The following is a 22,490-nucleotide window of genomic DNA, read 5'->3' on the forward strand; positions in this document are numbered from 1 at the left end:
TTTAATGTGTCATAAATTTATTTCTCTACTTCGAACATGATAAACTGATTCAGCTGAGGACCATATAGGCTGAAGTTATTATCGGCTACTACGACTAATGACCGATTACCGTTTTCGAAGTCAGGACCAAAAGTGGTACCCTCAATGTTATCGACGATTCCGTTGGTAAGTTCTTCTCTAATATCCTCAAAATTGAATAAAAGTTTCTTTGTTACTTTGGTGTAACTAGCACCTTTTAAACTTTGGATACTACTTACATCAGTTGCTTTACTAGCATCTACATCGTAAATTTTAACGGTATTACCTCCGTCAGCGTATCCCATAGAATAAGAGCGTTCTAAGATAAAAAACTTATTTTTTTCATATTCTAGAATCTCTACGATACCATTCAATTCAAAAGTAGCTCCATCAGCTGCAGGACGAGCGACATTATCCAATTCATATACTATTTCCTTTTCAAAATGTCCTGTTTTCTTATTTATGAAAGCTATTCTTACGGGTGAATCTGTTTTTTCTAAGGTTGGTTCTACTCCATCTTGTTTCAATGGTAATTCCATCGAAACCCAGTATCCTTTTTTATCGAAACTCAATGTAATGCCTTCAAAGACTCCGTTGTGGTGTGGTCCAAAATTCAAGTCTGTATTTGGCAGATATCGATTAGCTAGCGTAAACTCCTTAACAAACACTCCGCTAGAATCTGCAATCTGTACAAAGGGCTTTACCCCATCTTTTATATTTCCTTCACTAGTCCAAATAAAACCACCATTATCATATCGAATAGATTCAGGGTCGACCATTCCTTTAGGTATCATTTCGCCAATTGAATCTTTAAAATGAGTAACCGATTTTATAGTTATAGAATCAAATCCGTTTAGGTCATAAGAAAGATTGGCGCTATAAAATCGTGGTGCATCACTATCATCACTAATTGCATACCAATTACCATCAGCATAATCGATTCCAGATAATCCTCCTACTCTAGTGTTCTCAAATGTTGTTTCATCTGGCAAAACATATTCATCAACAAAACGTAATTTAAGACTAGCTTCAATTTTATTGGTGTCATTTTTAGTACCACATGAAATCACGGTCATAAATACTGTACAAACAAATAACGTTCTTGCTACTTTCCTCATTTAATTAGTTTTTAGAAGCCAATATCAACAATTGTAAAATTACTCTTAATTCATTGGTCATAATAAATCAACCTAAGAGAAAATAAATTATTTAGACTAGCTTAGCGCTCAAAGAAACTAATTCTTTAATTTTAGAGGCATCATAAGCATTAGCATGTGCTTGTGAAAAATAGCCCTTAGGGTCGCCTTTATCATTGTCAAAATATTTGCCTGAATCATTATTATGCGATTCAGAAAGTGCTAAATCATATAAAATATCCACACCTTTTTCTGCAGGAGACCAATAATCTCCAAAAGCTTCTTTTGCCATTTTTGTATTTAATAATGAACCCGGATTTACAGCTATAACTGTAATCTTTGGTTCTTGTTTCGCTAAATTAAAACTCCACATAGTTAATGCCAACTTGCTTTGCGCATAACTATCATTTTCTGAAACTTGCTCTTTTCCTCTTAAAACAGCTTCTGAAACTGGTGCTTGTGCAGCTGAACTTAAATTAATAATTCTTGGTGCTTCTGATTGCTTTAAATTTTCTAAGATGGCATTTGTTAACACATAAGGTGCTAAGTAATTTACAACCATTCTAAAGTCTAAACCGTCTTTAGTTAAAGTGCTCTCTGATTTAAAAATTCCTGCGTTGTTTATTAAAACATCTATTTTCGGAATGTCGTTTTTAATCTGTTCTGCTAATATTTTAACAGCTTTTAAATCTGAAAAATCAGCAACCAAACCTTTAATATTTTGGTTATTGGAAGTTTCTTTAATTTCTTTGACAACTGCGGCTACTTTGGCTTCACTCCTACCATGAACGTATACCGTATGCCCTTCTTTTGCTAGTTTTAAAGCGGTTAACTTTCCTATTCCGTCAGTGCTTCCTGTGATTATTATTGTTTTACTCATGTTGTTTTTAATTTAATGTCACCTTGAGCGCAGTCGAAAGGTTATTAGTAGTTCTCGACTGCGCTCGAACGGACAATTGATTATGTGCTTTGTTTCTTCTCCTTTAATTTTGAATAAAATCTGACAATACCTTTTTTGCAATTTACTCCAAAGTCGCACTCCTATTTTTATTATTAAAACGGTGCAATAGTATCTTTAGGGCTATTTGGTATACTCCAACGCTCACGAGCGGTTACATTTTCTGTTATAATAACTTTAGATGCTAAATTATCAACACTACCATAGCTACTTGTACCACCTCGTGGTATTTGCATACGGTCTCCGTATAGCCAAACTACTAAGTTACTACGTTGTCCGCTAGTAATTGGGTGTGTAGCATGTGGTATTTTTCCTGTATGAATAATTGCTTTTCCAGGTTCAAATATAGTTTGAACAACTTTTCTTGTAGATGTATCGTGAAAATCCACTTGCGAACCTGTAAATTCTTCATCAGGCAAGTTAATATTGACATTCAAGGTAGCAGCCGAAGCATCTGTATGGGCATGCAAATCCTTGTCTTTATCTGGATTGTACTGAATAGAGAATCCAAATGTTTGGTTATCGTAGCCATAAGTACCAAGTAATAAACGAGCGATTGGACGCATATAACGATCCATTATTTCGTTGTAAAATGCCTGAAAATTAGGTGCTGCAAGGTATCCCTCTGAGCGTGGATCTAGCATAACTCCATGACGATTCAATTGAATACCATAAGGTGCACGTCTAGGAATTTCAGAATTTACAGTATCTTCTAAATACTTGCGAAATTCCGCTAAGCGTTCTAAATCAAAAAACTGAGCAGAATACACTCCAGGGATAATTTCTTCCCATAAATCAGCTACAGCGTTTTCTTTTTCTGGATTTTCCCAAGCATCGTTTATCGCTTTTCTCAATTTCGGGTCAAGTAGCGTTTCATCAGGAATTAATAAACTGTCTTTGTTTTCAATTTCCCATTCGCTCCATGCATCTTCAAGTAACTCTCGGTTACTATTCCAAAATTGTGACACAGAAGGATCACGGTTTAGGGAAGCTTCGCGAGTTGGCAATGTAAGCGCACGAGCTTGTGCTACTATATTTTTATTTCTCATTGTTTCTACATGTTTTTTTTACCAAAACAACCACTATAGAGTATTTTGGTTTTTGTATATATTGTTGTTTGATATATATTAATTCATCGTCTTATATGTAATTAAAAAACAATTCGTTTAAATAAGAATATAGACCTAGAAGTAACTATTTTTTATAGTAAATATGTTTGCTAAAGTCTATTTAAAGATTTTATTTTGAAACCTATTAAACACCTCTTTTTAAAGAGGTATTTATTATTTACTACGCATCAACAAATATTGATTTTACGTGTAATGTGTCCATATATTCTTTTATTTTAAGAATCTTTCCATCAGAAAATTGAAATAAAAAATGATACGGATTATTATAAACTTTATCGTTTGTAAGTACACCGTAAGAAATAAATTCGGCAGCTACCCTATCGCCTTCTGCAGTCCAACCCACTGGTGTTAATTCTAATCCTGTTGGAATAGCAGATTTTACCATTTTAATTAATTCTCCAATTCCGTTTTTATCCATGGTTCCTGAAACGGGTAAATCCCCTTTAATTCCCATAGATTGCCATGTTGCATCTGCATCTAAATAAGTTAAAGCGCTTGTAGCATCACCTGCAGAAAAACGTTCGAAAAAATCAAGTATAGTTTGTTTATTTTGTGCTGTATTCATAATTTCTAGTTTTTAGTTTACACCTTGTAATCCCATTAATAAAGTCTCGAAGTTTCTTTGGTTTTCCATGTCATTTTGGAATCCCGTATCATCAGCTAACGTAAAACGTTTTATTGCTGGAGATTTACTTGTTGCTTGGTATAACCAATATGCTTCCTCTTTTAAAGCCTCTTCAATTGGTAAATCTATAGATGCATAAATAGTACGTTTTGCAGCTTCGATAGCATCAGAATTAAATTGTGACATTCTATTTACTAAATCTTCCACAAAACCTCCAATTTTATCCGCATCTAATGCTCTATTTATAAGTCCGTAAGCTTCTGCCTGGTCTGCATCAAAATCTTTTGCAGATAAAATCACTTCTAATGCTCTACCTAAACCTATTTGACGTGCCATTCTAGACGATCCACCACCACAAGGTAAAATTCCCATACCAACTTCCATCTGCATAAATACTGCCTTACCACGTGCTGCAAAACGCATATCTGTTGCTAAAGCAAATTCATGACCACCTCCTCTAGCAAAACCTTCTATTTTACTAACGGTAATTTGTGGTAATTTACTAATGCGTTGTAATACTTTTTGTAAGTCTAATAACTCAATATCTTCTCTATCTACAGTTGTTGTAGACATATCTTTTAAGAAATTAGTATCTGCATGCGCAATGAAAATTTCTGAATGAGCAGATTGAAAAACGACTACTTTAATACTTCTGTCCTCTTCTAAAGATGCTGCTAATTCATCCAACTCTTTGATCATTGGAATATCCTGAATATTTACTGGTGGGTTATCAAAAGTTACCCAAGCTTGTCCTTCTTTTACTGCTACTTTAAATGTTTTGAATCCTGTTGTTTTCATGGTGTTATGTTTTAAATTATTAGTGTTGTGTTTTAATTACACTGCAAATTTACAGGAGTAACCAAAGTTTAATTTGGTATAAAACAAAGCACTATTAGTAAAAAACAAGGTTATTAGTAAAAACTTAGGCTAAAGCCGCTTTAAAAGCACCAATAGTAATGCCTTTATAGGCTAAAAAAGTTTTATTTAAATGGCTAGAATCTGTAAAACCCAGTTCGATTGCTATTTCTGAGAATTGTAAATCGGTATACTTAAGTCGTGTTTCTACTAACTTCAATTTATAATTGATGATGTACTTTTTTAGGCTAATGTCTGTATGCTTTTTAAAATACTCACTCATATAATTATCTGCCATATGAAATTCTTCAGCAAGACTTCTAGTGCTTAACAAATCTGAATTATAAATATTAGTATGAATAAAATTTATGATTTGCTGAATTTTTGAAGACTCCACAACCTTGGCAGTCATATCCGTATTTAAAAACTGAATATTTCTAGCAATCAAATGAAGAATAACGGATAATGAATTTTGAATGATGAATAGATCATAGGATTGTTTTTTCAAATTTTCAGTAGAAACCATTTTAATTAAAGACACTAAATGTAGTTTGTCTGATTCTGTTTCAAACTTCATTTCACGTAGTTGGTGACTTTCGCTGTTTAAAATACCTTCAATTTTACGAAACCAATCGTTAACAGGAAGAATATCGTTTTGCGTATTCGAATTCCTGAAAAAACTCTTTAAAAACTTGATAGCAACAGTAGAGGTTGGTGTTTCCGGATTAACAATGTAAATATCATCTGGAACGAACACGAAAACGCTATTTGGAATATAATTTACCGTTTTTCCATTAATCTTTATAGTTCCTGTGCCTTCTTCAAAATAAACAATTTCAAAAAAACGAATGGTAGTATACTTACAAAAGTCAAAAAAGGTTTGCTTTTTATATTCTGCGATAACAATATTCTCGATGATAGTTCTTGGCATAATTCGTTTTTTCTAAAGTTAAACATTGTATGAATAAAAAAAGCCACCTATAATTAGTGGCTTCTTCCTTGGGTTCATCAATAACCGGGGGAATTATTAAGAAACCTTTCAATTATCTATAGTCGCAGCAGATTTTGCTACATATACAGGGTGATGCAAAGGCAGGGCAATACTAGAAACACCCAAAGCAATTTCAGATGTTTGTCTCGCTAAATACCCTAAATAGGTAAAAGGATCAAAAGTTTGACCAGCATCACCAAAAGAAGGCACATTAAAAGGAACATCGCGCAACCAAACCGCTTTAAAGCCTAATTTCTCAATTAGTTTTACACGCTCTAAATGCTGTGCATTGTAGGAACAGATCTGGCGGAATAATTTTCAAAAGGCACTACTACCCCAATACTAAGGCCGTTTTGTTTAAAAAATGAATTATACCCTTTGTTTATATTTTCGAAATCTTTCATGGTTTCAAATCTTATAACAAAGGTACAGTCGCTTTGTAGTATTTAATAGGTATATAAAATGGGTAATTAGGTATATTTCATGGTTTAGCTTGTAAAGAAAATGCCCAAGTTATATAGGATTGAACGATACTTAGCTATCCACATAATTAAAGTTCTACACTGGTAATTAAACGCTCAAATTCATTCTTAAAATTTATAGGACTTGTTTTATGCAAACGAACGCCATTACAATTATTGAATTTTAAAAATGATTGCAATTCTTTATTAAATGCAACAGCAAATGCTTCTGTTTTCGTTAGACTTGGTTCTAAGGTCAATTGGTGAATATCTAAAATCTTTTCTTTTCTATCAACTTTACTATCCATACGGGCAACTAGTTTTCCATCCCATAAAATAGGTAATGTAAAATAGCCATGCTTTCTTTTATGTTGGGGCACATAACATTCTAGAAGATAATCATATTCAAAAATTTCTTTCGCTCTTTTTCGTTGAATCAAAAGGTTATCGAACGGAGATAAAATTTTCAGTTTCTTTCGTGGTAGTGGTTTATTCAATAATTCAAAAGACTCTGGTAGTATATAATATTGATTGTCTAGAACGTTTATTAATTCAATTTCTCCGTCAGCGACCATAAGCTTTAAAGTTTTACTAACTAATGGTTTAATGTTTTTAAGCAGATATGTCATTTCAGATAATTTGCCTATTCCATTAGCTCTCAAGAATTTCTTAATCAAGAACCTACCATATTCATCTTCTGTTGGCGTATTAGTATTAACGGTTTCTGGTAAAACACGTTCGGTAAGGTCATAAACCTTGTGAAAATTAATACGTTCAGTAATCATCAACTCACCCTCCATAAACAAATTTTCTAATGCTTGCTTGGTTGGAGCCGTTTTCCACTCGCCGTGTTTTACACCCTTTTTGTCAAAATTTTTAGCCATTAACGGGCCTTCAGATTTTATACGGTCTCTTACAGATTCCATTAGCTTTTCATCTCGTTTAAACCAATGTTTTTGTTTGCCCGAAGCGATGGCATGTTTGCGTGGTAAACTAAAACGATAATCTATCATGGGGAGATAAGATGCTGCATGTGCCCAGTATTCAAAAACTTTTTTATCTGATACTAGTGTTTGTAAGTGATTCGAGTTATAGCTTGAATTACGATTGTACAGTGTATGATGATGTGCACGTTCAATAACTGAAATAGTATCTATTTGAACATAGCCTAAATGTTCTATGGCGGCAAGCGTAGCATTTTTGGTAGAACCGACTAATTTTTGACCAAGTAGCCTTTGAGATAACAAAACTAATTTTTGAGCCTCACGAAGAGAAATACTTTTTTCATTTGAACTCATGCATGCTATTTAAATTGTAAAAACTTATGTAGTTAAATTAACTATTTTAAGAAGGGAATGATAATTAAATAGTCAATTGGATAGAATGATAATACAATTTGTACTAAGTAGTTTTGATGAGCTGATGTTCTTGAGCTAAGTATTTATGAATATCACTTATAACAATAGAGCCTTCACCAACAGCAGATGCCACACGTTTTACGGATCCAGAGCGCACATCGCCAACTGCAAATAAACCAGGTAAACTAGTTTCAAAAGTAAATGGTTTACGAACTTGGTATTGCGCTTCATTCTTTAGGGCTTGGTCACAAATGGTGAGTCCCGTATGTATGAAACCTTTAGCATCTGTGTCAATTATATTATTAAGCCATTCGGTACATGGTTTTGCGCCTACGAATGTAAAAAGGTAACTGATTTCATTTGTAACCAACTTATCTTTCTGTTTAATATCAACTTTCTCTAAATAAGTATCTCCATCAACTTTTACTACATTACTATTAGTCAAAACTTCGATATTTTCACAAGCTATAATTCGCTGTACCAAATAGTCGCTCATTTTAGCACCTAAATCTTCGTTTCTAATAATGACATAGACCTTATGTGCATAATTGGCAAGAAACAAAGCCGCTTGCCCAGCAGAGTTACCACCACCTACAATACCAATTTCACTGTTTTTACACATATTAGCATGCATAGAAGTCGCACTATAATAAATACCTGCACCTTCATATTTTTCTATACCATCTAACGGTAATCTTCTATATGCCGCACCTGTTGCAGCAATAACTGTACGTGCCTTTAAAGTTGATGTGTTGCTTGCATTTACCTCATAAAGACTTGCATTTTTTTGAATACTTTCAACCCTATGCGGTACCGAAATGGTACATCCAAATTTTTGAGCCTGAATATAGCCGTTATTGGCTAAATCTCTACCAGAAATACCTGTTGGGAAACCTAGGTAATTTTCAATTTTAGAACTCTTGCCTGCTTGTCCGCCAGGAGAATTACTATCAATAGTTAAAACTTTTAATCCTTCAGATGAAGCATACACACTGGCTGCCAAACCTGCTGGTCCGGCACCTATGACCAACACATCATAGATTTCATCATCTAACTTTAACCGAACACCAGAACACTCCCCTATTTCATCAATAGATGGACGAATTGAAATCTCATTCAGACTATTAATCACAACAGGTAAATCTGATTCTTTTAAATCAAAAGCTTCTAATATACTTTTGAGTCCTTTTTCTTTATCCGAATCGACAAAAGTATATAGAATGTCATTTTTGTCCATGAAATCGCGAATAGCATACGTTTCATTAGAATGTTCCGAGCCTATTAACTTGACACCTTGTATACTGTTTTTTAAACTTTCTTCGCGCAATAAAAACGCGTTTAAAAGTAAATCGCTAATATCACTAAACTTTGAAATAGCTTTTTTTAACTGATCTGGCTTTATGCGTATTACTTGAGTGTTTTCTAATGTTTCTCCACATACTCCAATAACTCGGTGCGAAAGAATACTACTAGATCCCGAAAATTGATGCTTGCCATGAATGGTAACATTCCCCTTGTCTTTCTCTGGATCAATAATTTTAATGCCTCCTTTTAATACAACAAAGAAATCATATCTCTTGTCACCATAATCTAGTATCGTAGTAGGTATTTCAAAATTCTCTACAGTACCATAACCTTTTAACTTTTCTACCTGTTGATTGGTGAGTTCAGGGAATCTGGCATCTATCATAATTTGCTTGGATTAGTACGTTACAAAAGATTCATCTTTATAGCACCAAAGCCACCTTTCGTTATATTCAGCTGAGCTTATAACCGGATGGTCAGTTTTATGAAAATGAGCTGTTGCATGTTTGTTTTTAGAATCATCACAACAAAGTGTAACTCCGCATTCTTGACAAGTGCGCAAATGTACCCATGAATCTCCTAATTTGACACATTCTTCGCAGACATGTTCTTTAGCCGTTTTCAATTCGGAAATAGAGGCTATATGACTGCATACTTCTTCGCTCATAATTTTCGGTTGTTATAAAGATGAATAAGAAAAAATACCATGTGTAATCTAGCTTACGCTAGCACGTAACATCCAAGCCATTTCTTCATGTTCTTGTAATAAACCAGTAAGAAAATCTGCGGTACCCACATCATTTAAATCTTCTTCAATGGTAGGTATAATTTTTCTAATTTCTACTATAATTGTATCGTGGTCTTCTAATAAGACTTTCATATAGTTTAGGCTAGAATTGTCGCCTTCTATCTCTTCAGATAAATGAGTTAACTGTAAAAATTGCTTTAGTGTAGCAGGTGCATAATGACCTATTTTACGAATACGTTCTGCAACACCATCTACGAATTCTTTAATAGCATTATAATGGTCTTCAAAAAACACATGTTTTGTATGGAAATCGATGCCTTCCAAATTCCAATGTGCTCTTAGCGTTTTTGTGTAGATTAAAAATTCGTCTGCTAATATTTTAGATAAATGCTCAGCTACTTTTGCTCTGTTTTCTTCTGTAATTCCTATGTTTGTTTTCATTTTTAGTTGTTTTATGTTCTGTTTAAAATGTTATTTTATCGTTGTATAAATTTAGTAAAAGAGGAATAAAAAAGCGACTAACTTCAATATAGTTAATCGCTCATATACTATTTATCTTAACGCTATTGAGAAAATAAACGGCTTGAATACTTCGCTCTTTTTCAAACTAAAGTAACAACTATGCTTTTTTAATTTTGATTAATTTTTAGTCTTCTTCAAGTAATCTGGCAACTCTTTAGACAACCAATCTTCACGTACGGGAACGTGTACATCTAAATCTACGGTTTCTTCTAAAGCCCAAAACTCATGTGGGACATTCTCAGGAAAAACAATTACTTCACCTCCTGAAACAATTACAAATTCCTCTTTACCGTCTATAACGGTTTTGATTTTTACCTTACCGGACATAATATAGGTAATCTGCTCGTTGGGGTGTTTGTGCCAAGGAATATGTGCATCTTTCTCCAAATTGAAAATGGTCATTTGACCTTTCTGTCCGTGAAACCACTTACGTTTAATTCCTTCGCCAATAGTTTCTGATTCCATCTCATCAAAATTGAAATGTTGCACTTTTGATGTTGCTACAGAATCTATGGTGTTTACTTGTGCATTTGCTGTACTAAAGGCAAATAATGTTGTTACTGCTATTGCTGCTAGTGTGTTTTTCATTTTTATATTTTATTAAATATGTCAGTTCGAAAGAAATTTTTTATAAAGTTATTAGTATCGAAAAGCAAGCGTGTTCCCAAATTCTCGATACATTTTTATTTCCATAAAAACACTCGAAGTGACATTCTTATATATTGAATAATAATTAGTTTGTCAGTTCAAGTGAAACAAATTTTACAGTTGTTAGTATTGAAAAGCAACCGTGTACCTAAGTTCTCGATACATTTTTATTTCCATTTTATTTCAACAAAAACACTCGAAGTGACATTCTTATAAATTGATTAATAGTTAATTTGTCAGTTCAAGTGAAACAAATTTTACAGTTGTTAGTATTGAAAAGCAACCGTGTACCTAAGTTCTCGATACATTTTTATTTCCATTTTATTTCAACAAAAACACTCGAAGTGACATTCTTATAAATTGATTAATAGTTAATTTGTCAGTTCTAGAGAAACTAATTCTACAGTTGTTAGTATTGAAAAGCAACCGTGTACCTAAGTTCTCGATACATTTTTATTTTCATTTTATTTCAATAAAAACACTCGAAGTGACATTCTTATATATTGATTAATAGTTAGTTTGTCAGTTCGAGTGAAAATCTATTTTCAGAATTTTGTATCGAGAACCAATCTTATCTGTTAGGCTTCTCGATACAAATTTTTCATGCCTCAAAATTCACTCGAAGTGACATACCGTTATTATTTGACTTATTGAGTCTAGAACCCTTCTAAAACTATTTTACCTTTTGCTTTACCTGTTTCTAAAAAAGCGTGTGCTTTACGCAAATTTTCAGCATTAATAGTTCCGAAGTTCTCCCCTAAAGTGGTTCTAATTGTACCGTTGTCTATTAATTCGGAAACGTTGTTTAAAATGTTGTGTTGTTCAATCATATCTTCTGTTTGAAACATAGCACGTGTAAACATTAACTCAATGTGTGTAGACACTGCTTTTCCTTTAAAAGGCATCACATTCATCACTTTTGGGTCATCAATAAATCCGAATTTACCTTGTGGTTTAATCAGCTTTACAATTTCATCTACGTGTTGTTCGGTAGCATTTAAACTTACAACATATTCTGGAGCAGGAAGGCTATACTTTTCAAACTCTTCGCTCAATTTATTTCTGTGATTGATAACCGTATCTGCACCTAATTCTTTTAACCAATCGGTAGTTTCTTCACGAGAAGCAGTAGCAATAATGTTCAGTTTTGTTAGCTTTTTAGCTAATTGCACCATTATAGAACCTACACCACCTGCAGCACCAATTATTAAAATAGATTTATTGGCATCGTCTTTAGAAACCTCTAATCTATCAAATAACATTTCGTAAGCAGTAAGAGATGTTAATGGTAAAGCAGCAGCTTCAGCATAGGATAAACTTGTTGGTTTTTTACCCACAATACGTTCATCTACCACCTGAAATTGCGCATAACTACCTTGACGCGTAAAATCGCCAGCATACCAAACTTCATCACCAACTTTAAATAAAGTGACATCTTCTCCAACTTCCTTTACAATACCTGTTGCGTCCCAACCAATAATTTTCCAATCGTCACCCTGTACAGGCATATTTGCACGTACTTTGTAATCTGCAGGATTTACCGAAATGGCTTTAATCTCTACTAAAATGTCTCTTCCTGTTGCTTTCGGAGTCGCTATTTCTATGTCTTGTAGTGAATTTACATTGTCTATCGGTAAATTCTCTTTGTATCCTATTGCTTTCATCTAAATTAAAATTTTTACAATTATATTACAGTGATAATTTCACTTTGTGGTAATCTAGATTTTGGTGTTTTATCCGTCGAATTAAAATCTGATGCTGCTCTATATCCTAAAGAAACAACTACTAAAGATGTAAATCCTTTTGCTCTTAATCCGAATTCTTCATCTAACGCTTTTACATCAATACCTTCCATTGGTGTTGCATCGATACCTAAACTTGCAACTCCTAATAAAAAATTACCAATATTAAGATATACCTGCTTTTCCATCCAATGTTGATAATCCTTTAAATCATATTTATGAATGTCTCCAAAAGCGTTCATTCCTCCGTACATTCCGTTCTTTATGTCTTCATTAGGGAATCTTCCGTCTTTATCCTGTACTTCTAAAAGATGTTTAAAAAAAGTATCATCTGCACTTTCACTTGTTTTTGAACAAAACAATACTACCGCAGAAGCATTTGTAATCTTAGGTTCATTAAAATGAAAAAAGCCTTGTGTTCCTTTTGTCATACGTGCTTTTCCTTCTGTAGTCTCAGCAATAATAAAATGCCAAGGTTGTAGGTTAATACTTGAAGGACTCATTCGTAATAAATTTTTGACTTCCCCCATATCTGCATCAGATATTTTCTTGGTGGTGTCGTATTCCTTCGTAGTATATCTCCAGTTTAATGTTTCTTGTAAATTCATTTTTATATGTTTTTTAATTAACTATCATTTTTATAGTGACAAAAGTAAGTATAGTATTAAAACCTCACAATAACGGTCATAAATGATAGTACAAAAGTAACTAGAAAATCAATCCAGGTAGATGTATAAAAACAGGGGATTCAGGTATAATTAGAGGTAAAATCCTAAACTTTTCATAAAAAAGATAACAAGCACGCTACCAAACTGCATAATTTATATTTAGTGTTAGTTAATGCTTTATTAATACCATTTTTGGTTTTATCCAACCCATCTAAAGGTTAGGTTTATTCGTGGTCTGATTTGTTTTGTGGTCTTCGGAATTTTATGCTTCCAATTATCTTGAGTTGCACCTTGCATTAACAATAAACTACCGTGTTTTAAAGGAATGTCTAACCTTTTTAAATCTTTGCGAGTTGCGTGTTTAAGTTGAAAAGGTCTCGTTTCTCCAAAAGTAACGGAGCCAATAACTGTGTTTTTGCGTTGGTTTGCATCATAATCTTGATGCCAATCTACGCTGTCTTTTCCATCTCTATAATAATTAAGTAAACAGCGTGTAAATTTGATGTCTACCTCCTGCTCTATTCGGTTTTTTATAAACAATAAATCTTCATTCCAAGGTTGCATTTTACTGTCGTTTTCAGCATAAGAAACATTTTCGCTTGTGGCACCATACCAAGCAGTTAATCTTGGCAGATCTACTTGTTTTCCATAAATAGTCATTTGGTCTTGCTCCCAATTGGTGTTTTTTAAAAGACTATTATACAACCGATCGCTTTCTTCTATTGAAAAGAAATTTTCGAATAAAGTTACAGCAGCACTAGGTAAATCAAATTCTGTTTTAAGGACCTCGTTAGTCGAAAACAAATCTATTGGATTGAATGATTCCATAGTAAGTATTTCTAATTATTTTATTTATCTACTACAAAAGTAGCAAATGAATTAGGCTTTGCAGATGTAAGTCATATATCTAAAACCTTTAAACGTTATACAGGTTCGTCTATTGGTAATTTCAAAATAAAGGGAGAATACATGTTATTGAAAAGAGCGTATTGCTCACCAACGGCAAGTGCCTAAGCAATAAATTCTATTTTTTTAGATTCCCTAATCAATGCTCTTGCTAAAACTGTAGTCGCATCGATTATCAAACTTTCCTCTATTTTTTCGTACTGAATCGCTAACGGAATTTCTGTACAACCTAAAATAACGGCTTGTGCCCCCTTTCTAGATATATAGGTCGCTGCCATACTAAGATTTTCTTTTGCTTTTTGATTAACAGGATTAGAGAATGCCTTAATACCATAACTAGTGTCATATATGGATTGATGCACAAATAACTCTTGAATATCATCAGATTGTTGAATGACTTCAATATTATATTTGGCAAGCACTTCTGGGTATACTTTCGCTAAGATAGTACCGGTTGTACCCAATACTCCTAAACTGGTAATTTCCGGATGCTTTTCAGAAATGTACAATCCCACTTCTTCAATAAGGTTGACCAAAATACAAGATTCAGGTATGCTTTTTTCAATTAGTTTCAAAATAGATTTTGCATGAGCTGTGTTGCAGGGTATACCAGTAATACTAGAACCACTGGCGATTAAAGAAGCTATAATTTCAGAAATAGCGATTCCTGGGTTTATATCAGTTTCTCCTAAAAGGTATTTTGTTCTATCTATAATTTTATGGGGTACAGAAAGCATTGAAACCGGTAAATGATTTTGATAGAAGTTGCCTCTGTTAAGTCATATACTTTTTTGATAAGATCGATACCCGCATAACTACCAACGGCGCCAACAATGCCAATCATCTTATTTGTCATCATAGCAATAGTTCTAAATACTCATTAAAAAAGAGGGGTCAAATTAATGGCATTTAATTAAGTAACCATCTTAATAAATCTATAATTCAATCTTCTTTTTGTAGTAAATAGAGTCAATTTTTTAGCTCACAAAAAGAAAGCCTTTGCTCAATACCATATCGGTCAATAGTTGAATTCATGTAGTCAAAAGTTTTTTAAAGCTACTGCTATCTTGTGTTCGAATCAAAAATTAACACTATGAAATTAGAAGATAAAGTACTCATAATAACTGGAGCATCTAGCGGTATAGGTAGAGCAACAGCAATCAAATTAGCCGAAAACGGAGCAAAAGTAGTTTTAATGGCTAGAAGTGAAGACGAACTTAATGACCTTAAATCTGACATTAATAAAAAAGGTGGAGAAGCTTTAGTGGTTACAGGTGATGTCACTAAAAAAAGTGATTTCGAGAAAGTGGTATCAAAAACAAAACGAGAATTCGGTAAAATAACCGGATTGGTAAATAATGCAGGATTAATGCCTTTATCATTTGTTGAAAATCTGAAAACCGATGAGTGGGATAAAATGGTAGATGTTAATATAAAAGGAGTATTAAATGGTGTGGCTGCGGTTTTACCAGAATTAATAGAAAATAAAGGTGGTAACATCATCAATGTTTCTTCAATGGCAGCACATCGATACTATCCTGGCGGTGCAGTGTATTGCGCTACAAAATCGGCAGTGAAAATGTTTTCTGAGGGGCTACGTCAAGAATTAGCACCTAAATACGGAATCAACATTACCTCAATAGAACCAGGTAACGTAAGTACCAATCTTCTGAGCACAATCACTGATGAGGATGTCAAAGAAAAGATGAAAGAAATGCCGCAAATTGAACCGCTCAAAGCTGAAGATATTGCTAACGCCATTTATTATGCCATTTCACAACCAGACAGAGTCAACATCAACGATGTTTATATTTTGCCAAGTGAACAACAGTAATAAGAACTTTTAAAAAAAAGCTATGTCAACGACAACAAAACAAGATACTTTCAAAACAATAAATCCTACTACGGGTAAAGAAATTACATCTCATACTTATATGACAGATGACCAAGTAGAGGAAAGCATACAACAGTCTCATAAGGCGTTTTTAAAATGGAAAATGAAATCCATTGAAGAACGCGGCGAGATTATAAAATCTATAGGTAAAGAATTACAGAATTATAAGAAAGAGCTAGCAGAATTAATGACAGATGAAATGGGTAAACTTTTATCGCAAAGTGAGCACGAAGTTGACCTATGTACTTCAATTTGTGATTATTCTGCAGAGAACGCTCCAGAATTTTTAAAGAATGAGGAAAGAAAATTATCAGATGGAGGAAGAGGAATTATTACCTATTCACCCATGGGAATAATTTATGGTATTCAACCTTGGAACTACCCAAGTTTTCAAGTATTGCGATATACTATTGTAAACCTAATGGCTGGTAATAGTATTTTATTAAAGCATGCATCTAATGTAACGGGTACGGCAAAATTATTGAAATCAATTTTTGATACTGCTGGTTTACCAGAGAATTTATTTAATGTAATGGTTATTGAGCATGAGCAGCCTAATGCGATAATAGAACACAAATTAATTAGAGGTGTTACCCTAACTGGTAGTCCGGTTGCAGGAGAAAAAATTGGCGAATTGGCTGGTGCACAATTGAAAAAGACAGTATTAGAATTGGGTAGTAATGATGCCTATTTGGTGTTAGATGATGCAGATATTGATTTGGCAGTAGAAAAGAGTGTTATGGGGAGAATCTATAATAATGGAGAAACCTGTATCGCTGCAAAACGATTTATTGCGACCGAGAAAGTGTATGACGAATTCAAAGAAAAATTCGTTAAAGCAATGGATGCCTTAAAAGTTGGGGACCCTAAAAATGAGGAAACCGAATTAGGACCAATGGCTCGCGAAGATTTAAGAGAAAAAATTCACCAACAGCTTGAAGAAAGTGTTGATAAAGGTGCTGAAATTTTATGTGGAGGAAAAATTCCTGATGGTGAGGGCTACTTCTACCCTGCCACGGTTTTAGGAAATGTAACGCCAGGTCAACCAGCATATGATGATGAGTTGTTCGGACCAGTTGCTTCGTTAATTAAGGCAAAGGACAATGAAGATGCTATGCGCATCGCTAATGATAGTAGATTCGGATTAGGTGGCGGAATTTTTTCTAAAAATGTCGATAAGGCAATTGAATTGGCAGAAAAGCATTTTGATACGGGAATGGTATTTATAAATTCCTTCGGATTAGCAAATCCGATGATGCCCTTTGGTGGCGTAAAAGATTCAGGTTACGGAAGAGAACATGGCGGATTCGGAATGAAAGAATTTGTGAATGTGAAAGCCATTACTATAATGGAATAGATTGTAATAAGAACTAAAAAGCATCTTTACCGATGCTTTTTTTTAATTCAAAAAAGTAATTCGTTTTATAAACCTTTGTTAAAAAATGAATGTTCATTCTTTTTTTGTAATATCTTTGAACTGTCTAAGAAACACAGATTATAAGTTTGCAATCTATTATATAAAAGTATACTAGTGAATGCACTAATTATCACATATTTCTTAGACTATAAATTATCATAGAATTTAAATAATAACTTATGAATAAGTCCATTAATTTAAAAAAACGTCCGGTAGGTACTCCTACTCTTTCTGACTTTGAGTTTGTTGAATCTGATGTAAATCCTAGTATTTCTGATGGTCAACTACTTTTAGAAGCAAAATATATTTCTGTTGACCCCTATTTAAGAGGTCGTATGAACGATGCCAAATCTTATGTTCCACCTTTTAAGCTAGGTGAGCCAATAAGCTCAGGTATTGTTGCAGAAGTTATAGAATCTAACAATGATGGTTTTAAGAAAGGTGATTTTGTATCAGGATTATTACAATGGAAAGAAAAGCAGGTTTCTACAGGTGAAGGCTTGCAGAAAATAGATAAAAGCAAAGCGCCCCTAAGTGCTTATTTAGGTATCGTTGGTATGACGGGCTTAACGGCATTTTTAGGTCTACACGAAATTGGGAAGCCTAAGAAGGGTGAAACTTTAGTAGTATCTGGCGCTGCAGGCGCTGTTGGTAGCGTAGTAGGTCAGATAGGTAAAATTCTTGGTTTGAATGTTATCGGTATCGCTGGATCCGACGAGAAAATTAATATGTTGACATCGGAACTAGGTTTTGACCACGGTATCAATTACAAAACCACTAAAGATATGCAAGCTGCTATAAAAGAAGCAGCCCCTAATGGTGTCGATATTTATTTTGATAACGTTGGCGGACCAATATCTGACGCTGTTCTATTCAATATCAATCAGTTTGCGCGTATTATAATCTGTGGTGCAATTTCTGTATACAACAAAACAGAAATACCAATGGCAGTGGCTGTACAACCATTCTTAGTTAAGAATAGTGCACTAATGCAAGGATTTATTGTTTCTAACTACGCAGATAAATTTCCCGTAGCTATGAAGCAATTAGCAACTTGGTTAGGTGAAGGTAAATTAAAGTATAAAGAAACTGTCGTTGAAGGATTTGAGCATACGCCACAAGCGTTCTTAGATATGATGGATGGTAAGAATAAAGGAAAAATGATAGTTAAAGTCTAAATACAAGACCTGCTATAAATCAATAACTTAAAAACAAAAATAAAATGAAAATATTATTCGTATTAACGTCTCACGATCAATTAGGAGACACAGGAAAGAAAACAGGATTTTGGATTGAAGAGTTTGCAGCTCCGTATTACGCATTATTGGATAAAGGTGCTACAATTACAGTAGCAACACCAAAAGGTGGTCAAGCACCAATTGATCCTAGTAGTGATACTGAAGACGCTCAAACAAAAGATACAAAGCGTTATAAAGATGATAAAGATGCTCAAAGTGTTATCAACAACACTAAAAAATTAGCTGATGTAAATGCTTCTGATTTTGATGCCGTATTCTACCCAGGTGGTCACGGACCGTTATGGGATTTAGCTAACGATGCAACATCAATCAAATTGATTGAAACATTCAATAAGCAAGCGAAGCCAGTGGCATTTGTATGTCATGCGCCTGCAGCATTAAAAGATGTTAAAGGAACTGATGGACAGCCATTAGTTAAAGGTAAAAAAGTAACCGGATTCACAAATACTGAAGAAGAAGCGGTACAATTAACAAAGGTTGTTCCTTTCTTAGTAGAAGATATGTTGAAAGAGAATGGAGGAATCTACTCTAAAAAAGAAGATTGGGCAGCATATGCAATTCAAGATGGTAATTTAATTACAGGTCAAAACCCTGCATCATCTGAATTAGTAGCAGAGAAATTATTAGCTGCTTTGAAAAAATAGCATTTCATATTAAATTTAAAAAGCCCGTAAACTAATGTTTATGGGCTTTTTTGTATTAACGACTTAATCAATAACTATCAACTCTCTTCTAATAGGGCGTTTACATCGGTTATTAATTGGGCAACAGATGCTCTATTTAATCCGTTATAAATACCTCTTATGTGTTTGTTCTTATCAATTAATAAGAAGTTTTCGGTATGTAGAAAGTCATTGATATCCTTTGGAATACCTAAATCATTTTCTACAAAATATTCGTTTCTGCCTAAGTTGTAAATTTCAGTTTTATCACCTGTAACCAAGTGCCATTTAGAATCTATAACTCCGTTCTTTTCAGCATATGTTTTAAGAACAGAAACTGAATCTATTGAAGGAGTAACGGAATGTGAAAGAATTGCTACATCAGGATTATCTAAAAATGCTTCTTGTACTTTTGTCATATTATTGGTCATCTTCAAACAAATACCTGGGCAACTCGTAAAAAAGAAGTCCGTAATGTAAATTTGATTTTCAAAAGACTTTTGTGTCAATGTATCTCCTAATTGATCAACCAGCTTAAAGTCTGAAATTTTATGGAATTGTTTCTCTTCTTCAGAATTGGGAGTGATCCAATGCGGAGTAAAAGACTCATCACTATAATAAGGTAAGTACTCTACTCTACTGGTTTCGGTAACCTGTATGTTTTCTTTTTTCACCGTTTGTTTACAAGCAGTAAAAAGTAGTATCGCAACTATATAAAGTACTGTCTTGTTCATAATAATTCGTTTTCTGATTTAATGACAACTTCATCTTCTAATTGATAGCAAGAATTTGCTCTTCTTAATCCGAATATGCGTCCGTTTTTGGCTTCGTAATTCACGTATAAGATTCCGTTTTGCAACCATGCTTTTTGAAGTCCTTCTTCTCTACCCTTTACTAATTGGCGTTCTTTTGCCAATTGACCGTCTGGGTACCATTTCTTTTCAACTCCGTCCATATTACCATTAACATAGGTAGCTTCTTGAGCTAATTGCCCATTTTCCCACCAACTTTTGTAAGAACCCTCTAGACGATTATTTTTGTAATGAAATTCAACTCGTAATACACCGGTGTTTGACCATCTTTGTACAACGCCTTCTCTTTTACCTTTAATAAAACCCACCTTTTCTGCCAAAGTTCCGTTCTCATGTAAGGCTAATGAATAGCCATCATAAGGTGAGTTTTTGTAATACCAAGTTCCTTCAAGCTGATTAAGGACTAATTCTTCCTTAAACTTTGTTTCTTCCTTTATCGTTATAATTTGTTCTTCTACAGTTTCTAGTTCAACTGTATTTTTACAAGCAACTTGAAAAAGTAGTATAAAACAAATGATATGGAAATGGAACTTTTTCATATTTTAATAGCCTTGGTAAGGACCTGCAAATGCTAAGTACGAACCAGTTGTTGAATAAATTTCATTAATAATGTGATAGTGATATTCTTCTTCACCATCAGTATACTGAGTAGTAGAAGTATGACCACCAGAAGCATCTAAATCAGTAGGGTAATCACCAGTTTCATTACATTTACGACCGTAAAGGAAGACACCATCTAATAGAATACCAACTAGCTTATCATCATCATCTGAAAATGCTACAGGTTCTAAATGGTAATGATAAACACCAGGACCAATATGTGCACCTGTCCAATCTAAACTTGCTGCAGCTTGATCCAATGTACCACCACCTTCTTGGTCATTAAATATCGAAGAACCACTAACAGCAATACCTATCGTATTCAATTCGGTTTCGATTGTACTACCAGTTAAATTTGGCGTAGCATCTACCCGAATAGTTGTTGCATTGTTATTACTTGACATAATACTAGGTGTTAAGGCTACATCTGACTCTTCTTTGTAAAGCGAATTACCTTCGCCCCAATAGACTGTTTCATGATTTGGTAAACCTGTTGTTTCAATAACAACTTCAGAACCATCTAAATAAACGGTAACTGCATCTGTATCAAAAGCGGCGTATGCGGCATGAAGTTCAGTAGCAATTTCTTCGTCATCTGTATCAGAATCATCACTGGCGATATCATCGGTAATATCATCATCTACGCTGTCACTGCTACAAGCGATTGCAGAAATGAATACCAATGCCAATACAAAGGAAAATGAAGGAACATTTTTAAATCTATTTTTTTTCATAATATTTAATTTGAGTTAAGTTTCTATTTATAATCAATACAATACTAAGCACTTAACGCACACCAAAATGTACAAATCAGTGAGTAGTCCGTAGTTTTCAGCGAATTCACGGTAATTTTCAGATTAAGTATTTACCGATACTGACTTTTGTTTTAATTCAATCAGTTTTTTAGCTAAAAGCGCAATTAGGTTTTCAATTTATTCTACGCATTTATGGTCTATGTAATTCTTTATCTAGTTTCGTGGCAATAGTTTTAGTTTTGCTTCTTAAATTTTTTGCTATAACTAATTGACCTTTAGTCTGTAATAGCCTATCGATGACTCCATTTTGATACTCCCTACTAACCAATAAATCTGGATAGTTCGATTGTATACCGTAGTTCTTAACACGTTGATAGCTGTAACTATTTTCAGGTAAAATCTCCATCAGAGAGATATGTTTTTCAATTACGGGCTTTAACCTGTCTGAAATAATAGCTTCAATTTTACTTTGTTGGTTATTGAAGCTATCTAGTTCATTTGGGTATGCAGCAATCAACTCTTTTAGCGTGTCACTTTCTATAAACTCAAACTTACTTGTGGCATTTATTGAATTAATAGCTTCATTTCTTACAATGGTTTTATCATAGTTTAAATTGACAATCAACGACTTCGCTTCTTGAGTTAATTCATTGGGCTGATCGCCCAAATAGTTAATTGTATTCTGTAGCATTTGAATACTCTTTGTGTAGTTTACAATTGCACTATCTAAGACAACTAAATTTGTATCTAACTCTTGACTTAAACTTTTATAAATCTTTACTTCTACTATTCTATTTTTTCTAATTTCATTTAGGTCATTAATTTTCCAAGCAATTAAGAGACCTAGTACTATGAGTACTATTTCGCCAAGTGCATAAATGAAATATGTTTTAAACTTTTCTAACCGTATTAGTTCATTTCTAACTTTTCTGAATAATACCATTGTCAGTTATCTTAATACAAGTCTTATTGACTTAATTTGAAAAAAAGCTTCACGATTTCTAATGAAGCTTTGGGCTA

The 22,490-nt window shown here is 33.6% G+C and carries 24 protein-coding genes; 4 read left to right on the top strand and 20 right to left on the bottom strand.

Annotated elements, in window-relative coordinates; translation table 11 throughout:
* Positions 1–17: 17 nt before the first annotated feature.
* The 16 genes from QSV08_RS05350 to QSV08_RS05430 all read right to left on the bottom strand — a co-directional run bounded on the left by QSV08_RS05350 (position 18) and on the right by QSV08_RS05430 (position 14,808).
* Complete coding sequence (locus QSV08_RS05350; RefSeq protein ID WP_324027250.1) at positions 18–1,136, bottom strand: esterase-like activity of phytase family protein; 1,119 nt, start codon at positions 1,134–1,136, stop codon at positions 18–20.
* 91 nt (positions 1,137–1,227) lie between these two features.
* Positions 1,228–2,034, bottom strand: coding sequence for an SDR family NAD(P)-dependent oxidoreductase (locus QSV08_RS05355; protein WP_324027251.1), 807 nt, complete (start codon positions 2,032–2,034; stop codon positions 1,228–1,230).
* 173 nt (positions 2,035–2,207) lie between these two features.
* Positions 2,208–3,161, bottom strand: coding sequence for a 2OG-Fe(II) oxygenase (locus tag QSV08_RS05360; protein ID WP_324027253.1), 954 nt, complete (start codon positions 3,159–3,161; stop codon positions 2,208–2,210).
* Positions 3,162–3,402: 241 nt separating this feature from the next.
* Positions 3,403–3,807: a nuclear transport factor 2 family protein gene (locus QSV08_RS05365; protein WP_324027255.1), complete on the bottom strand. Its 405-nt coding sequence runs from the start codon at positions 3,805–3,807 to the stop codon at positions 3,403–3,405.
* A 12-nt stretch (positions 3,808–3,819) separates the two neighbouring features.
* Positions 3,820–4,665 carry an enoyl-CoA hydratase/isomerase family protein gene (locus QSV08_RS05370; RefSeq protein ID WP_324027257.1) on the bottom strand — a complete coding sequence of 282 codons (846 nt, stop codon included), beginning with the start codon at positions 4,663–4,665 and terminating at the stop codon, positions 3,820–3,822.
* A gap of 124 nt (positions 4,666–4,789) precedes the next feature.
* Positions 4,790–5,653 (bottom strand): AraC family transcriptional regulator, encoded by an 864-nt coding sequence (locus QSV08_RS05375; protein WP_324027259.1) that lies wholly within the window; start codon positions 5,651–5,653, stop codon positions 4,790–4,792.
* A 108-nt stretch (positions 5,654–5,761) separates the two neighbouring features.
* Positions 5,762–5,944 carry an LLM class flavin-dependent oxidoreductase gene (locus tag QSV08_RS05380; RefSeq protein ID WP_324027260.1) on the bottom strand — a complete coding sequence of 61 codons (183 nt, stop codon included), beginning with the start codon at positions 5,942–5,944 and terminating at the stop codon, positions 5,762–5,764.
* A 319-nt stretch (positions 5,945–6,263) separates the two neighbouring features.
* On the bottom strand, positions 6,264–7,472 hold the full coding sequence (locus tag QSV08_RS05385; RefSeq protein WP_324027262.1) for a winged helix-turn-helix domain-containing protein: 1,209 nt from the start codon (positions 7,470–7,472) through the stop codon (positions 6,264–6,266).
* A 103-nt stretch (positions 7,473–7,575) separates the two neighbouring features.
* Positions 7,576–9,222 (bottom strand): FAD-dependent oxidoreductase, encoded by a 1,647-nt coding sequence (locus tag QSV08_RS05390; RefSeq protein WP_324027264.1) that lies wholly within the window; start codon positions 9,220–9,222, stop codon positions 7,576–7,578.
* 12 nt (positions 9,223–9,234) lie between these two features.
* Entirely contained in the window at positions 9,235–9,504 is a 270-nt protein-coding gene (locus QSV08_RS05395) for a UBP-type zinc finger domain-containing protein (protein WP_324027266.1), read from the bottom strand.
* Between the two features lie 48 nt (positions 9,505–9,552).
* Entirely contained in the window at positions 9,553–10,026 is a 474-nt protein-coding gene (locus tag QSV08_RS05400; RefSeq protein WP_324027268.1) for a Dps family protein, read from the bottom strand.
* 198 nt (positions 10,027–10,224) lie between these two features.
* The gene (locus QSV08_RS05405; RefSeq protein ID WP_324027270.1) at positions 10,225–10,695 is read right to left on the bottom strand and encodes a cupin domain-containing protein; all 471 of its coding nucleotides are present in this window, start codon (positions 10,693–10,695) and stop codon (positions 10,225–10,227) included.
* A gap of 716 nt (positions 10,696–11,411) precedes the next feature.
* A complete protein-coding gene (locus tag QSV08_RS05410; RefSeq protein WP_324027272.1) occupies positions 11,412–12,419 on the bottom strand; it encodes a zinc-binding alcohol dehydrogenase family protein in 1,008 nt (335 codons plus the stop codon).
* Between the two features lie 20 nt (positions 12,420–12,439).
* Positions 12,440–13,105: an oxygen-insensitive NAD(P)H nitroreductase gene (gene nfsB / locus QSV08_RS05415; protein ID WP_324027274.1), complete on the bottom strand. Its 666-nt coding sequence runs from the start codon at positions 13,103–13,105 to the stop codon at positions 12,440–12,442.
* Positions 13,106–13,363: 258 nt separating this feature from the next.
* Complete coding sequence (locus tag QSV08_RS05420; RefSeq protein WP_324027276.1) at positions 13,364–13,993, bottom strand: alpha-ketoglutarate-dependent dioxygenase AlkB family protein; 630 nt, start codon at positions 13,991–13,993, stop codon at positions 13,364–13,366.
* A gap of 182 nt (positions 13,994–14,175) precedes the next feature.
* A complete protein-coding gene (locus QSV08_RS05430) occupies positions 14,176–14,808 on the bottom strand; it encodes an aspartate/glutamate racemase family protein (protein ID WP_324027278.1) in 633 nt (210 codons plus the stop codon).
* A gap of 356 nt (positions 14,809–15,164) precedes the next feature.
* Here QSV08_RS05430 and QSV08_RS05435 point away from each other — a divergent pair, with 356 nt between their 5' ends.
* From QSV08_RS05435 to QSV08_RS05450, 4 genes are all read left to right on the top strand, one after another.
* On the top strand, positions 15,165–15,905 hold the full coding sequence (locus tag QSV08_RS05435) for an SDR family oxidoreductase (RefSeq protein WP_324027280.1): 741 nt from the start codon (positions 15,165–15,167) through the stop codon (positions 15,903–15,905).
* A 22-nt stretch (positions 15,906–15,927) separates the two neighbouring features.
* Complete coding sequence (locus QSV08_RS05440) at positions 15,928–17,322, top strand: NAD-dependent succinate-semialdehyde dehydrogenase (protein ID WP_324027282.1); 1,395 nt, start codon at positions 15,928–15,930, stop codon at positions 17,320–17,322.
* A gap of 239 nt (positions 17,323–17,561) precedes the next feature.
* The gene (locus QSV08_RS05445) at positions 17,562–18,560 is read left to right on the top strand and encodes an NADP-dependent oxidoreductase (RefSeq protein WP_324027284.1); all 999 of its coding nucleotides are present in this window, start codon (positions 17,562–17,564) and stop codon (positions 18,558–18,560) included.
* A 44-nt stretch (positions 18,561–18,604) separates the two neighbouring features.
* Positions 18,605–19,285, top strand: a complete 681-nt coding sequence (locus tag QSV08_RS05450) for a type 1 glutamine amidotransferase domain-containing protein (protein ID WP_324027286.1) — start codon at positions 18,605–18,607, stop codon at positions 19,283–19,285.
* A gap of 77 nt (positions 19,286–19,362) precedes the next feature.
* Here QSV08_RS05450 and QSV08_RS05455 read toward each other — a convergent pair whose 3' ends face one another.
* From QSV08_RS05455 to QSV08_RS05470, 4 genes are all read right to left on the bottom strand, one after another.
* Positions 19,363–20,037: an SCO family protein gene (locus QSV08_RS05455; RefSeq protein ID WP_324027288.1), complete on the bottom strand. Its 675-nt coding sequence runs from the start codon at positions 20,035–20,037 to the stop codon at positions 19,363–19,365.
* On the bottom strand, positions 20,034–20,654 hold the full coding sequence (locus QSV08_RS05460; RefSeq protein WP_324027289.1) for a toxin-antitoxin system YwqK family antitoxin: 621 nt from the start codon (positions 20,652–20,654) through the stop codon (positions 20,034–20,036). Before QSV08_RS05460 ends, QSV08_RS05455 begins: the two co-directional genes overlap by 4 nt.
* 3 nt (positions 20,655–20,657) lie before the next feature.
* Positions 20,658–21,449, bottom strand: coding sequence for a YHYH protein (locus QSV08_RS05465; RefSeq protein ID WP_324027290.1), 792 nt, complete (start codon positions 21,447–21,449; stop codon positions 20,658–20,660).
* Positions 21,450–21,660: 211 nt separating this feature from the next.
* Positions 21,661–22,413, bottom strand: a complete 753-nt coding sequence (locus QSV08_RS05470; RefSeq protein ID WP_324027291.1) for a hypothetical protein — start codon at positions 22,411–22,413, stop codon at positions 21,661–21,663.
* Between the last annotated feature and the right edge of the window lie 77 nt (positions 22,414–22,490).

The organism is Maribacter sp. BPC-D8, from assembly GCF_035207705.1.
GTDB lineage: Bacteria > Bacteroidota > Bacteroidia > Flavobacteriales > Flavobacteriaceae > Maribacter.

Coding starts and splice junctions, on each gene's coding strand:
- QSV08_RS05350 (WP_324027250.1), bottom strand. CDS start 1,136: ATGAGGAAAGTAGCAAGAACGTTATTTGTTTGTACAGTATTTATGACC.
- QSV08_RS05355 (WP_324027251.1), bottom strand. CDS start 2,034: ATGAGTAAAACAATAATAATCACAGGAAGCACTGACGGAATAGGAAAG.
- QSV08_RS05360 (WP_324027253.1), bottom strand. CDS start 3,161: ATGAGAAATAAAAATATAGTAGCACAAGCTCGTGCGCTTACATTGCCA.
- QSV08_RS05365 (WP_324027255.1), bottom strand. CDS start 3,807: ATGAATACAGCACAAAATAAACAAACTATACTTGATTTTTTCGAACGT.
- QSV08_RS05370 (WP_324027257.1), bottom strand. CDS start 4,665: ATGAAAACAACAGGATTCAAAACATTTAAAGTAGCAGTAAAAGAAGGA.
- QSV08_RS05375 (WP_324027259.1), bottom strand. CDS start 5,653: ATGCCAAGAACTATCATCGAGAATATTGTTATCGCAGAATATAAAAAG.
- QSV08_RS05385 (WP_324027262.1), bottom strand. CDS start 7,472: ATGAGTTCAAATGAAAAAAGTATTTCTCTTCGTGAGGCTCAAAAATTA.
- QSV08_RS05390 (WP_324027264.1), bottom strand. CDS start 9,222: ATGATAGATGCCAGATTCCCTGAACTCACCAATCAACAGGTAGAAAAG.
- QSV08_RS05395 (WP_324027266.1), bottom strand. CDS start 9,504: ATGAGCGAAGAAGTATGCAGTCATATAGCCTCTATTTCCGAATTGAAA.
- QSV08_RS05400 (WP_324027268.1), bottom strand. CDS start 10,026: ATGAAAACAAACATAGGAATTACAGAAGAAAACAGAGCAAAAGTAGCT.
- QSV08_RS05405 (WP_324027270.1), bottom strand. CDS start 10,695: ATGAAAAACACACTAGCAGCAATAGCAGTAACAACATTATTTGCCTTT.
- QSV08_RS05410 (WP_324027272.1), bottom strand. CDS start 12,419: ATGAAAGCAATAGGATACAAAGAGAATTTACCGATAGACAATGTAAAT.
- nfsB (WP_324027274.1), bottom strand. CDS start 13,105: ATGAATTTACAAGAAACATTAAACTGGAGATATACTACGAAGGAATAC.
- QSV08_RS05420 (WP_324027276.1), bottom strand. CDS start 13,993: ATGGAATCATTCAATCCAATAGATTTGTTTTCGACTAACGAGGTCCTT.
- QSV08_RS05430 (WP_324027278.1), bottom strand. CDS start 14,808: ATGCTTTCTGTACCCCATAAAATTATAGATAGAACAAAATACCTTTTA.
- QSV08_RS05435 (WP_324027280.1), top strand. CDS start 15,165: ATGAAATTAGAAGATAAAGTACTCATAATAACTGGAGCATCTAGCGGT.
- QSV08_RS05440 (WP_324027282.1), top strand. CDS start 15,928: ATGTCAACGACAACAAAACAAGATACTTTCAAAACAATAAATCCTACT.
- QSV08_RS05445 (WP_324027284.1), top strand. CDS start 17,562: ATGAATAAGTCCATTAATTTAAAAAAACGTCCGGTAGGTACTCCTACT.
- QSV08_RS05450 (WP_324027286.1), top strand. CDS start 18,605: ATGAAAATATTATTCGTATTAACGTCTCACGATCAATTAGGAGACACA.
- QSV08_RS05455 (WP_324027288.1), bottom strand. CDS start 20,037: ATGAACAAGACAGTACTTTATATAGTTGCGATACTACTTTTTACTGCT.
- QSV08_RS05460 (WP_324027289.1), bottom strand. CDS start 20,654: ATGAAAAAGTTCCATTTCCATATCATTTGTTTTATACTACTTTTTCAA.
- QSV08_RS05465 (WP_324027290.1), bottom strand. CDS start 21,449: ATGAAAAAAAATAGATTTAAAAATGTTCCTTCATTTTCCTTTGTATTG.
- QSV08_RS05470 (WP_324027291.1), bottom strand. CDS start 22,413: ATGGTATTATTCAGAAAAGTTAGAAATGAACTAATACGGTTAGAAAAG.